The following is a 12,171-nucleotide window of genomic DNA, read 5'->3' as shown; positions in this document are numbered from 1 at the left end:
CCCACTGAAGGATCTGAAGGCGCCGCTATTCGAGGGCGATCGCTGCGCCGCGGTGCTCCACGCCGGAATTCGCGATCTTGAGGTGGCGCGCAAAGTAGTGCTGGAGCCGGTGGAGCTGGGCGGCCGAGAGCCGGTCGCACACCCAGTCCCAGTGGAGGGACACCATGTCCCCGGGCATGAGGTCAGCGATGAAGCCGGACCCGGCCACGGCGTACTTGGCCGTCTCGATCACCGGTTCCCCCAGCGACAGCGCCATCCCGTCCCACGCCAGGGGCCGCGAGCGCACGAGGGCGCTGTCCGCTTCGACGGCCACCACCTCGCCCCACCGGATGCGGCATTGGTCAAGGACATTCAGGGCCGTGGATGAGCGCCTGTCATCGCGCAAGAGTCCCGTCCACGGATAGATTTCCAGGACGTGGAAGCTGTGATGCGGGACGCCGCCGGCCAGGACCCCTTCCATCAGATGCGGGAACTGATGCCCGGTCCGTGCACGGAACCGGTCCTCCATGGAATTGCCGATGCTGCGCACACCCACGGAGTCCAGCAGCGTGTTTCCCACCCAGTAGGCCTCCACCACCGCGTAATCCAGCGGGTCCGGGTTGCCGGTGGCACCTGCGATGAGCTCCAGGTACGGCCAGGCGCCGGCGAACCCCTTCGCAAGTTCGCGCAGGCCCGCGTCGGTCACCCCGGACTGGCCATAGTGCAGCAGCGCGTCGCTGTCAGGCGGCCCGCAGCTGCCCCGCGAATTCGGCGGATACGCGTAGCGGACAAACAGTTGGGCGCCGTTGACTTCCATCCCGTGGCCTCGTTTCACAGGGGATATCAGCGAGGCTAGCACCGGCGCCCATCGGCGAACAATGCCCGTCGTGACCGGCATTGACACCCCTGCGCATTCGGCGGATGCTGTGAGGAAATGCCGCACCGGGACCATTGCTGTGGCCGGCGCGGAGCGAATGGCCGTTGCGCGCGGTCCTTCCCGGGAGGTAGGCCGATGAGCATCCCCGAAGCCAACCGACGATCTGTACTGGCAGCGGCCCTCTACGGCGGAGGGGCGCTGTTCCTCGCTTCCTGCGCCGCGGCCGGCACGGCGCCACAGTCGTCGCCGCAGTCAACGCCGCCGGCAGGGGCTGCCGGTACTGCGCCCCCGGGTTCCGCCTCCGGCCCCGCCGGGATCCAGGTGACGGACCAGCGCGGGACGGTCCTGAGTTTCGACCGCCCGGTCACCCGGGTGGTGACCATTCCCATGCCCGCCGCCTCCCTGCTGGCCGCCGTCGACCAGGGCGCCGGCCATCTGGCCGGGATGCACAACGCCTCATGGGTCGCCATGCGCGACGGCGCCATGGGCACCATGTACCCGGAGACCCTGAACATCCCGCACGACATCGCCACGACCGACTTCACGCCCAATGTCGAAAGCATCCGGGCACTGAACCCCGACGTCGTGGTCCAGTGGAGCGATGCGCAACTGACGGCACCCCTGGAACAGGCCGGGATGAAGGTCCTGGGCATCACGAACACCGGCACGCAGCAGGACGTGGACACGTGGACCGCGCTTTTCGCAACGATGCTGGGCCGGCCGGACCGGGCCGTGCAGATGAAGGCGCGCAGCGACGGGCAACAGAAGGCCATCCTGGCCGAGGCCGCCGCCCGCGGCACCGGCGGCCCGGGCATCATCTACTTCAACAGGTTCAGCGGCGGCCTCAAGGTGGCCGGAAACGGCAGCTACAACGACTTCTACATCAAGCTCATCGGGGCACACAACCCCGCCACCGGCCCGCAGGGCCTTCAGGGCAAGGGCATGGTGGGCGTGGACGTCGAACAGGTCCTCGCCTGGGATCCGGAAATCATCCTGCTCGGGAACTTCGACGACGCGATGCCCGCCGACGTCTACGGCAACCCGGTGTGGCAAAGCGTCTCCGCGGTGCGCTCCCGCCGCGTCTACAAGGTCCCGCTGGGCGGCTACCGCTGGGATCCCCCCGGCCAGGAATCGCCACTGATGTGGCGCTGGCTCACAGATGTCAGTTTCCCCTCCGGCAACCGCTCCACGCTGAGGGACGAGACAAACGACTACTTCGACTTCCTGTACCGCTACCGGTCATCGGCGCCGGAGCTGGACAAGATCCTCTGGACCGAGGCCAACGGCACCTCGGCCAACTACCGGCAGTTCGATGCTTCGTGAGGCCCAGCCTCTGACCACGGGACCCCCCGGCGGCCGGGGACCGGGGCTGCGCCAGGTCATCGGTCCATGCCTGCTTTCAGGAGCAGTCCTGGCGGCCGTGTCGGCGGTTGCACTCGCCAGCGGCCGCTACAGCGTGTCCCTGGACCATGTCGTGCAGATCCTGGCGTCGCGAATAGTTCCCTTCGGCCCGGGCGTTCCCGCGGCCGAGGAAAACGTGGTGCTGCTGGTCAGGTTGCCCAGGGTCCTGCTGGCCCTGCTGGTCGGTGGCGCCCTCGCAATCGGCGGCGCGGCCCTGCAGGCCGTGTTCCGCAATCCCCTGGTCAGCCCTGAGGTCATCGGCGTCTCCTCGGGGGCCTCCTTCGGCGGTGCCCTGGCCCTGCTGCTGGGCCTGGGCCCCGTCGCCCTCGTGGGCGGATCGTTCGGCTTCGGGCTGCTGGCACTGGGAATCGTCTTCCTCATCACGTCCGGGCGGGGCGGCGCCCACATCCTCATGGTGGTCCTCGGAGGAATCGTCACGGCCTCCTTCTTCTCCGCCCTGGTGGCCCTGGTGACGTATCTGGCGGACCCGTTCACCACCTTGCCCGCCATCGTTTTCTGGCTGCTTGGCAGTGTCTCCACCGCCACCTGGGCGAAAGTGCTGGTGGCCCTCATTCCGATCGCTGCCGGCGGCGTCGTCCTGCTGGCCCTGCGGTGGCGGATCAATGTGCTCTCGCTCGGCGACGACGACGCCACCGCCCTGGGGCTCCGGCCCCGCCCCCTGCGCTGGGCGGTCCTCGCCGCCGTGGCCCTCATGGTCGCCGGGGCCGTCGCCGTCAGCGGCGTCATCAGCTGGGTGGGGCTGGTCATCCCGCACCTCGCACGCATGTGGGTGGGACCGGACCACCGGGTGCTGCTGCCGGTCTCCTTCCTGCTGGGCGGGGCCTACCTGATCGCTATCGACACCATCGCGCGCACCGCCACGGCCGGGGAAATCCCGCTGGGCGTCCTGACCGCCCTGATCGGCGCACCGGTGTTCTTCGTGCTGTTGCGCCGGAACCGGGAGAGGATCTGGGACGGTGCTTGAGCTGCGCGGGGCCGGGTTTGGCTATTCACCGCAGAACTGGGTGTTCAAGGATCTCAGCTTCTCGGTGCCGCCGGGCACCGTGACCGCGGTCCTGGGGCCTAACGGCAGCGGCAAAACGACCCTGGTGCGCTGCGCGGCCGGCATGCTGGCCGTACAGGAGGGTGCGGTGCGCAGGTCCGAGACGGCGGGCTATGTTCCCCAGGCGCGCGGCAGCACGTTCGGCTACCCGGCCCTGGACATGGTGGTCATGGGCCGTGCCCGCCACATCGGCGTTTTCCGCTCCCCCGGCAGCCGGGACAGGGCCGCCGCGCTCCGCGCCATGGACCGGGTGGGGATCGCCGCCCTGGCCGACCGGCTGTTTCCGACGCTGAGCGGGGGCGAGCAGCAGCTGGTCCTCATTGCACGGGCTATCGCGGGCGGTTCGCGGCTCCTCGTCCTGGATGAGCCGTCCACCGGGCTGGACCTGAAGAACCAGGTCCGGGTCCTCCAGCTGCTGAGGGAACTCGTGCGGACCGGGATGTCGCTGCTCGTGAGCACCCATCACCCGGACCACGCCCTGTTCCTCGCGGACTCGGTGGTCCTCATGGGCGCCGCGGGTGTGGTGACCGGGCCTGCCGGGCCGCTCCTCGCCGATGCGCAGCTTTCCGCGCTGTACGGCGTCCGTGTCAGCACCCTGAACTACGACGACGCCGGGACGCCCCGCCGCACGGTGGTCACCCCCTTCGGCGCCGACGAGGGCTGAACCGAACGCCCAAGCGCCCGGCAGCTGGGCTGCCGGGCGCTTGGGGCGTCATCGAGCGGTAGTGCGTCCGGTCAGTTTAGGGCCGGGGTGCGGCCCTGGCCGGTTCCCGCGTGGTTCGGGACGGTGCAGGCGCGGGTTCAGGCGTGTGCCAGGACCGGTTGTGCCGGCTGTGCGGGCTGTTCGGCGGCATCCTGTGCGCCGGAGTGGCCGGCCAGCATCGTCTCTTCGTCGAACGGCTCGGCACCGGCCAGGACACGGTCCACGCGTCCGCCGTCGATCTCCTTGACCCAGGTGCCGATCAGCACCGTGGCGACGGCGTTGCCGGTGAAGTTGGTCAGGGCGCGCGCCTCGGACATGAACCGGTCGATGCCGACGATCATGCCCACGCCGCCCAGCAGTTGGGGTGCGTGCGCCTGGAGTCCGGCGGCCAGCGTGGCCAGGCCGGCACCGGTGACGCCGGCGGCACCCTTGGAGGCGATGATCATGAAGACCAGCAGGGAAACCTGGGCGCCAAGGTCCAGCGGCGTGCCCATGGCGTTGGCGACGAACAGTGCGGCCATGGTCAGGTAGATGGCGGTCCCGTCGAGGTTGAAGGAGTACCCGGTGGGGACCGTGACACCCACGACGGGCTTGGACACGCCGAGGTGTTCCATCTTCGCGATCAGGCGGGGCAGCGCGGCTTCGGAGGAGGACGTGGAGAAGATCAGCAGGTATTCGCGGCCGAGGTACTTCATGAGCTTGAAGATGCTGACGCCTGCGACCGCCTTGAGCAGGCCGCCGAGGATCACGACGATGAACAGGGCGCAGGTGATGTAGAAGGCGCCCATCAGGGTCGCCATGCTGATGATGGCCTGGAAGCCGGTTGCACCGACCACTGCGGCGATCGCGCCGAAGGCTCCGACCGGGGCCAGCCACATGATCATGATGAGGATGCGGAACACGAGGGCCTGGCCGTAACCGACGGCCTTGAGGATCGGGGCTCCCTGCGGGCCCATCTTCTGCAGCGCGAAGCCGACCAGGATGGCGGCGAGGAGGGTCGGCAACACGGGAATGTCGCCCGGGATGATGCCCAGAAGGAAGTCAACGGTGCTGTCGACGGCCGCTTTCTTGTTCGGATCATAGGGGGCGAGCTTGAGGCCCTCGCCCGGGTGGATCAGGTTGCCGACCACCAGGCCGATCCCCAGGGCGAACGTGGACATGACCACAAAGTAGGCGAGCGCCAGGCCGCCGACCTTGCCGACCGTGGCGGCCTTGGCGATGGAGCCGATGCCCAGCACGATGGTGCAGAAGATCACGGGCGCGATCATCATCTTGATGAGTTTGATGAAGCCGTCGCCGAGTGGTTTGAGGGATTTGCCGACCTCGGGGAACAGCAGGCCGATAACGGCACCTGCAATCACGGCTACGATGACTGCGATGTAGAGGTAGTGGGACTTGTCCAGTCCCTTGCGCTTCTTGGCCGGAGCGGCGGCCGGTGCTGCTGACTCTCCTCGTTGAGAGGCCATGGTGTTCTCCTTGGATAGGCTGGACTTGGTGCGGTCCTGGCTGTGGTCCGCTCTTGTCCTTCTTGCGTGTAACCCCATCATTGATGAGAAGGTGACGCGCATCACCCTTGCGTTCATATTGGTCATGGAAGGTGTTGATGATCCGGCGCTGGAGCATCGCCCGCAGGCTGTTTGCGGCCAACCTGCTGTTCGTGGTGGCCCTGACGGCCATCGTTGGCACGGCCGTGTTCGTGGACGCGCGCGATCACGCCTACGACGAGGCCGGACGCCGGATGGCCGGCATCGCCACCGCCGTCGCCGACGCCCCCTTCGTCCTGGCGGCGGCGGACTCGGCCGATCCCACGGCCCTGCTGCAGCCGTATGCCCTGAAGACCATGAACGACGCCGACGCGGATTTCATCACGATCATGGCCCCGGACCGCACGCGCTGGACCCACCCGCGGGATGAGGAACTGGGCAAGCCGTATATCGGCTCCATTGATGCGGCCCTCCATGGCCAGGTGTTCACGGAAGTCGTGGCCGGCACCCTCGGCCCGTCGGTGCGCACCATCGCCCCGGTCAAGGATGCCGACGGCAAGGTCCGGGCGCTCGTGGCCGCGGGCGTGACGGTCCGGACGGTGGACGTCGCACTCTCCGGCCGGCTGCCGGCGCTGCTGGCCATCAGCCTGGCGCTGCTGGCCGGCGGGTCGGCGGCGGCCTGGCTCCTGGGACGGTACCTGCGCCGGGTGACCCGCGGCTGGGGCCCCGAAGAGCTGGGCCAGCTCTTCGCGTACTACGAATCGGTGCTGCATTCGGTGCGCGAGGGCGTGATCCTCATCGACCCCAAGGGCAAAGTGGTGATGTACAACGACCAGGCCGCCGAACTGCTCGGGTTGAGGAAGCAGTCCGCCGACGGCGGTCCCACCTCCGGCGCTGACCGCGGGGTTGCGGGGGGCGGCCGCCAGGCGGCGCCCTCCCTCGCGGAGTTGCCGCTGGCCCCCAGCCTCAAAGAGCTCTTCGAATCGGGGCGGACCGCCCTGGATGAGATCCACCTGACCGGCTCGCGGATCCTGGTGGTCAACCAGGGCCCCGCGGTGGGACCCGAATCTGCCAGCGCCCGCCCGCGCGGAGCGAAGTCCGGCGCTGCCGGCGCTGGCACTCCTGTTTATGGAACGGTCGCCACCATCCGGGACCGTACCGAGATCGAATCCCTGGGCAGTGAACTCGAGACCATGCGCACGCTCTCGGACGCGCTCCGCGCCCAGACCCATGAACACGCCAACCGGCTCCACACCATCGTCTCGCTCATGGAACTGGGCCGGGGCCCCGAGGCGCTGGACTTCGCCACCAAAGACCTGGAACTGAGCCAGCGGCTCACGGATGACATTGTGAGCTCCATCGAGGAACCCGTGCTCGGCGCCCTGATCATGGGCAAGGCAGCCGAAGCACACGAACGCGGCGTCGAACTGACCCTCAATACCAGCGGTTCCACGGCCGTGACCGGACTGGCCGTGCAGGACCTCGTGGCCATCCTGGGGAACCTGCTGGACAATGCCATCGACGCCGCGGCCGAGGCGCCGGCACCGCGGCTCGTGGAGCTGACCGTCGAGACCACCGGCTCCGCCCTGGAGATTACCGTGGAGGACAGCGGCCCCGGGATCGATCCCGCGGCCGTGGAGGACGTCTTCCGGCATGGTTTCAGCACCAAGGCCCCGGGACCGTTCGGACGCGGCCTTGGACTGGCCCTGGTGCGCCAGGCGGTACAGCGGCTGGGCGGTACCATGACAATCACCAGCCCGGCCGGGGCGCTGTTCCGCGTCACTCTGCCCGTCACAACACCGCCGGTCACTCCGCTGCCGGTCACTACCGAGGGACAACCATGAGCGAGATCCGGGTACTCGTCGTCGAGGACGAGCCCATCGCTGCCGCAGCGCACGCCGCCTACATAGAAAGGCTGGACGGTTTCACCCTGGCGGGCTCCGCGCCCGACGGCCAGTCCGCCCTGCGCCTGCTCACCGAATTCTCCGCGGCAGGCAATCCGGTGGAGCTGGTCCTGCTGGACATGAACCTCCCGGACCTCCACGGGCTGGACATCGCACGCCGGATGCGGGCGGCCGGACTGTTCGCGGACATCATCGCCATCACCGCGGTGCGGGAACTGAACATTGTCCGCAGCGCGGTGGCCACCGGCGTGGTCCAGTACCTGATCAAACCGTTCACCTACGCGACCTTTGCGGACAAGCTCGCCAGCTACCGGCTGTTCCGCGAGCAGCTGGCCGCACCCCTGGCCGGGGAAGCCGGAGCCCGGGCGTCCCAAAGCGATGTGGACCAGGCCTTCGCCAGCCTCCGTGCCCCGTCCGAGCTGTCGCTGCCCAAGGGCCTGGCCGTATCCACGCTGGAATCCGTCCAGGACTACATCAAGCAGCAGGCCGAGGCGGTGTCGGCCAGCGAGGTCATGGAGGCGCTCGGGATGTCCCGGGTCACCGCCCGGCGCTATCTCGAATACCTCGCCGACGCCGGAACGGTCTCCCGCGCCGCCCGCTACGGCGCCCCCGGGCGGCCGGAGAACGAATACCGCTGGAACCGGCCGCGGACGTAGGCCTGCCGCTCCCCGTTACCGTCACCGGGAGGGCACTTGCCGGCAATCCCGGGAAACACTGCCGCGAAATGCCGTCCCGGCGGTTTCCTTGTGGCGGGATGATCGCGAATGCTTAGTGCCATGCGGCCGCTGTTGACGTGTCAGGGCAGCGGGGCGGCGCGCGTTGCGAATAGGCGATGATCCGGGTGATCATCATTCGCCGCCCCACTGCGGTCTGGTGCCGGCGGACACTGTGTGTCCGGGCCTTCTGCGTGGTTACTTGCCGCAAACGAAGACTTCATTCAATGCGGCGGGGTCGGCCCGGCTATCGGTAGCCGCACCGCCGGTGGCCGCTCGGTTACATGATGCCGGTGGGAACCAGCAGGACCCAGGCGAGGGCCGGGGCTACGAGCACCACTCCCCCGGCATACGCCATCAGCTGCCGGTACACTCGCTGCCTGTCATTGTCGCGGGCGTTGGCGACCACCAGCGCACCGTCGGTGGAGAAGGGCGAGACATCCACCACCGTGGCAGCTATAGCCAGCGCCGCGACCGTTCCTGATGCGCTCAGCGAGCTGGTAGCCAGGAGCGGACCGGCCAGGGGAATGAACGCGGTCAGCAACGCCGTGGAGGAGGCGAAGGCTGAGCCGACGCCAATGACATAGCAGAGGACCAGCGCCACCAGCAGCGGTGCGCCCAGTGCCAGAGCCTGCTCGGCGAGGGTGTCGATGACGCCAACGTGCTGGAGCAGGGAGACATAGGTGATCATGCCGGCTACCAGCAGGACGGTGGACCAGGAGACACCGCCGATGAACGTCTGGTGTTCTTTGATATTGACCAGCGCCAGCAGGAGCCCGGCGGAGAGTGCGACAAAGCCGATCGGCAGGTGGAAGCCCAGGGTGCACACGAGCATCACCGCGATCAGTGCCAGCGTGAGGATCTGCTGCCCGCGAGGGCGGCTGGTGCGGGCGGTGTCGACGTCGGCATGCTGGCCGCCTTCGCCGTCCCGCAGCCTGCCCAGGAGGGCGAACAGGACGATGGTGAGCACGGAGAGAATGAGGTTAAGAGCGAAGCTGGCGATGAAGAGTGCGCCCTGGGAAATGGGAAATCCGTTCTTCAGGGCGATATCGTGCACCAGCACGCCGGCGACGGACAGCGGGGAAAAGCCGCCGGCGTGGGCTCCGTTGATGATGAATGCGCCCATCAAGACGGGATGGATCCGGGACTCGTAGGCGAAGCCGATGGCCGCCGGCGCCAGCAGCGCGACGGCGGCCGGCGAGAAGGTGCCCAGTGACGTGAGCGCAGCAGCGATCAGGAAGAACACCCAGGGCAGCAGCATCGTCTTGCCCCTGACGAGGCGTACACAGGTCTGGACGATGATGTCGATGGTGCCGTTCCGCTGGGCCATGCTGAAGAAGTACGTGACTCCGATGATCGTCACGACGATGCTGGCGGGGAACTCTTCGAGGATCTGCTTGTCCGTCATTCCGAGCATGAAATAGCCGACGCCGAAGGAGGCAACCAGCCCCATCACGCCGATGTTCAGCGGCCATTTCGTGGCGACGATGAACATAATGACGAGGATGACGAGCGGGATGATTTGGACAGCGGTCATGGAGTGCTCCGGTTGCGGGGTGGCCGAAGGGTTGAAGATATCACCCCCCAGCACGAGCGCAATCAAAGCCAGGAACGCGAACCCGGCGGCCGCCGCCAGTAGGATTCGGCGGCGGCGGGTTGGACGCGGGGCATCGTTGTCCCGGGTCTGGTCCGCAGCGACAGCGGTGCGGTGCTCAGTCTTGGTCATGATGGTCTCCTCAGCGGGTGGCTCCCGCGAGGGAGGCAGCGACGGCGCTGCCGGGGACCTCGGGGAGATGGATGATGGTTGTGGCGATGGTGCGGGCCGTGCGGTCGACGCCTACGAGGAGCGTCCCGTCGTGCTCCTCGCTCCAGGTCTCGATGACCCCGGCGGGGGTGCGGAGCCGGAGCGTGCTCCCCAGGGAGTCGCCCGTAATGGTGTGCAGCACGGTGCCGGGGGTGCGGGCGGCCAGGGTCAGGGCGATGCTGCCGGTGATGGCCAGGGCCGGGTGGGGCTTGCCCATGGAGAGCATCATGACGTTGGCGTCGCAGTCTGGGTCAGCCTGGGCGGCCGCGGCGACGATGGCGAGCTTGGGGATGGCCCGGGCCGCTTCGGCTGTTGTGCGGACCAGCCCCATCCGCACCGCCGCCTGCCGCCGGATCTGCTCCAGGGTATCCAGCTGCAGCTCCACTCCGGCGCGCCAGCTGTCGTACCTGGCCGGGTCCAGGCCCAGTTCTTCGGCGTTGACGATCACGACGGGCGCTCCGGCGTCGACCATCGACACAGTCCAGCGGGTTCCGCCGGCGGTGAGGGTGTCAGTGGCCGCACCGGTGGGCAGCAGCGCACCGGTGGTCCTGCCGGCAGGGTCCTGGAAGCCGAGCCCCACAGCGTAGCCGGGGAAGGGTACGCCTGGCGTCCGGGCGTCCGGAACGGAGGCCAGGGCTCCGGCAGGGGTGGCCACGCGCTGGACGATGATTTGGTTGGTGTTGGTGTTGCGGGTGACGATCCGGGTGACGTCTCCGTTGGGGAGCACCCAGCCCTTCTCGATGGCGTACAGACCCACCACCGCCGAGCCGTTCCCGCAGTTGCTGCCCCAGTCCACCGCGGCTTCTTCGACACCGACTTGGGCAAAGGTGTACTCAACGTCGACGTCGCCACTGACGGGCCGGTGCACGATCACGGCCTTGCTGGTGGTCGAGGTGGCGCCGCCGACGCCGTCGATCTGGCGCGGATCCGGGCTGCCGAACAGCCGCGGCAGCAGCACATCCAGGCTGATGCCGCCCGCCTGAAGATGCTCCGCTTCGAACACCCAGCACTTGCTGGTGCCTCCGCGCATCCATTGGGCTTCGATCTTCATGGTGTTTCCCGCTTCTCCTCGTGCCTCAGACTTGAATGAGGACCTGAAAAGAGATTGAGCCAGATCACAACTTTAGACAATGTTGGATTTTTTCAGGGGGATGTAGGATTGCTTAATTCATAGAGCGCTGGAGGATTATTCCCCAGCTGCAAAGCGTCCGTTGCCAGGAAAAGTGCTCGAAGTCCTCAAGGCAGGCCTCGTCCCGGCAGGGAATGAACCAAAGGCGAAGAAGGGTGAAGCGTTGCTAAAGGACGAAGGTCAGGATTTGTTCGACATAAGGCGGCTGGCGCTTCTGCTGGAGGTGGTGGAGCAGGGCTCGATCACCGCGGCGGCCGAGTTGATGATGTACACGCCCTCGGCCGTCTCCCAGCAGCTGCGCAAGCTCGAACAGGAAGTGGGGCAGCCTCTGCTCACCCGCCGCTCCCGCGGGGTGGTGCCCACCGAGGCCGGCCAGGTTCTGGCCGGCCACGCCCGCAAGATCGTCTGGCAGATGCAGGCAGCCCGGTCCGACCTGGGCCAGATTGCCGGCCTCAGACGCGGTTCCCTGACTGTGGGTACATTCCCAACCCTGGCCGGATCCTTCCTGCCCATCGTCATCCGGACCTTCAAGAAGCGCTACCCGGCCATCAGCCTCTCTTTGCGCAGCGCCCGCTTCGACGAACTAGTCGCAGATCTGCAGTCCGGGGTCACGGGTCTGTGCCTGCTCTGGGATTACCCCTGGAACCCGTTCCGGGACGATTCCATCCGCGTAACCGAAGTCTTCCGGGAGAGCACCGTTATCCTGGTGGCCCGCAGCCATCCACTCGCCGAGCGGGAGCAGGTACGCATGGAAGACCTGCGCAACGAGTCCTGGATCGTGCGCGCCGAGGCCCACCCCGTCGTGGAGGTGCTGCAGCGTTCCGCTCACGACGCCGGATTCGAACCGGAGATTGCCTTCCTGGCCAACGACTACCAGGAGGCCCAGGCCATGGTCAGCGTGGGAATGGGCGTGGCTATGGTGCCCAAAACCGCCGTGGCACTTCAGCATCCCGACGTGAAGGTGCTGAGCCTGGGTTCCGCTGCCCCGCTGCGGAGAATACTGCTGGCGCAGCGGGAGGACAAGGTCTATGCCCCGGCCGAGGTGGCCTTCCACTCCACCCTGTTGGAAATCGCCCGCGAACGGGCCGGCGACTATCACTAGACCACGAGGCTG

General features: G+C 67.7%; 10 protein-coding genes. 6 read left to right on the top strand and 4 right to left on the bottom strand.

Annotated features, from left to right (window positions below; all coding sequences use genetic code 11):
- Nucleotides 1–25: 25 nt before the first annotated feature.
- Nucleotides 26–796: a DUF6390 family protein gene (locus AC1DN2_RS11265; protein WP_476850391.1), complete on the bottom strand. Its 771-nt coding sequence runs from the start codon at nt 794–796 to the stop codon at nt 26–28.
- A 195-nt stretch (nt 797–991) separates the two neighbouring features.
- Here AC1DN2_RS11265 and AC1DN2_RS11260 point away from each other — a divergent pair, with 195 nt between their 5' ends.
- From AC1DN2_RS11260 to AC1DN2_RS11250, 3 genes are all read left to right on the top strand, one after another.
- Nucleotides 992–2,179 carry an ABC transporter substrate-binding protein gene (locus AC1DN2_RS11260; RefSeq protein WP_476850390.1) on the top strand — a complete coding sequence of 396 codons (1,188 nt, stop codon included), beginning with the start codon at nt 992–994 and terminating at the stop codon, nt 2,177–2,179.
- Between the two features lie 97 nt (nt 2,180–2,276).
- On the top strand, nt 2,277–3,242 hold the full coding sequence (locus AC1DN2_RS11255) for a FecCD family ABC transporter permease (RefSeq protein WP_476850389.1): 966 nt from the start codon (nt 2,277–2,279) through the stop codon (nt 3,240–3,242).
- Nucleotides 3,235–3,984 carry an ABC transporter ATP-binding protein gene (locus AC1DN2_RS11250; RefSeq protein ID WP_476850388.1) on the top strand — a complete coding sequence of 250 codons (750 nt, stop codon included), beginning with the start codon at nt 3,235–3,237 and terminating at the stop codon, nt 3,982–3,984. Before AC1DN2_RS11255 ends, AC1DN2_RS11250 begins: the two co-directional genes overlap by 8 nt.
- Nucleotides 3,985–4,121: 137 nt before the next feature.
- Here AC1DN2_RS11250 and AC1DN2_RS11245 read toward each other — a convergent pair whose 3' ends face one another.
- The gene (locus AC1DN2_RS11245; RefSeq protein ID WP_476850387.1) at nt 4,122–5,489 is read right to left on the bottom strand and encodes a cation:dicarboxylate symporter family transporter; all 1,368 of its coding nucleotides are present in this window, start codon (nt 5,487–5,489) and stop codon (nt 4,122–4,124) included.
- 137 nt (nt 5,490–5,626) lie between these two features.
- Here AC1DN2_RS11245 and AC1DN2_RS11240 point away from each other — a divergent pair, with 137 nt between their 5' ends.
- Both AC1DN2_RS11240 and AC1DN2_RS11235 read left to right on the top strand, forming a co-directional pair.
- Nucleotides 5,627–7,351 carry a sensor histidine kinase gene (locus tag AC1DN2_RS11240; RefSeq protein WP_476850386.1) on the top strand — a complete coding sequence of 575 codons (1,725 nt, stop codon included), beginning with the start codon at nt 5,627–5,629 and terminating at the stop codon, nt 7,349–7,351.
- Nucleotides 7,348–8,067: a response regulator gene (locus AC1DN2_RS11235; protein WP_223916554.1), complete on the top strand. Its 720-nt coding sequence runs from the start codon at nt 7,348–7,350 to the stop codon at nt 8,065–8,067. The genes AC1DN2_RS11240 and AC1DN2_RS11235 overlap by 4 nt, the downstream gene beginning before the upstream one ends.
- 337 nt (nt 8,068–8,404) lie before the next feature.
- Here AC1DN2_RS11235 and AC1DN2_RS11230 read toward each other — a convergent pair whose 3' ends face one another.
- Together AC1DN2_RS11230 and AC1DN2_RS11225 are read right to left on the bottom strand one after the other, a co-directional pair.
- Entirely contained in the window at nt 8,405–9,850 is a 1,446-nt protein-coding gene (locus AC1DN2_RS11230) for an SLC13 family permease (RefSeq protein ID WP_476850385.1), read from the bottom strand.
- A 10-nt stretch (nt 9,851–9,860) separates the two neighbouring features.
- Nucleotides 9,861–10,979: a PrpF domain-containing protein gene (locus AC1DN2_RS11225; protein ID WP_476850384.1), complete on the bottom strand. Its 1,119-nt coding sequence runs from the start codon at nt 10,977–10,979 to the stop codon at nt 9,861–9,863.
- 241 nt (nt 10,980–11,220) lie between these two features.
- On the opposite strand from AC1DN2_RS11225, the gene AC1DN2_RS11220 reads away from it, so the two are divergent.
- Nucleotides 11,221–12,159: a LysR substrate-binding domain-containing protein gene (locus AC1DN2_RS11220; protein ID WP_476850473.1), complete on the top strand. Its 939-nt coding sequence runs from the start codon at nt 11,221–11,223 to the stop codon at nt 12,157–12,159.
- The last annotated feature ends 12 nt before the right edge of the window (nt 12,160–12,171 follow it).

It is taken from the genome of Arthrobacter sp. 01L42, from assembly GCF_056400005.1.
Note: the sequence above shows the minus strand (reverse complement) of the source record. Positions and strands in the feature narration are given on the sequence as shown.

Coding starts and splice junctions, on each gene's coding strand:
- AC1DN2_RS11230 (WP_476850385.1), bottom strand. CDS start 9,850: ATGACCAAGACTGAGCACCGCACCGCTGTCGCTGCGGACCAGACCCGG.
- AC1DN2_RS11240 (WP_476850386.1), top strand. CDS start 5,627: ATGATCCGGCGCTGGAGCATCGCCCGCAGGCTGTTTGCGGCCAACCTG.
- AC1DN2_RS11245 (WP_476850387.1), bottom strand. CDS start 5,489: ATGGCCTCTCAACGAGGAGAGTCAGCAGCACCGGCCGCCGCTCCGGCC.
- AC1DN2_RS11225 (WP_476850384.1), bottom strand. CDS start 10,979: ATGAAGATCGAAGCCCAATGGATGCGCGGAGGCACCAGCAAGTGCTGG.
- AC1DN2_RS11260 (WP_476850390.1), top strand. CDS start 992: ATGAGCATCCCCGAAGCCAACCGACGATCTGTACTGGCAGCGGCCCTC.
- AC1DN2_RS11265 (WP_476850391.1), bottom strand. CDS start 796: ATGGAAGTCAACGGCGCCCAACTGTTTGTCCGCTACGCGTATCCGCCG.
- AC1DN2_RS11235 (WP_223916554.1), top strand. CDS start 7,348: ATGAGCGAGATCCGGGTACTCGTCGTCGAGGACGAGCCCATCGCTGCC.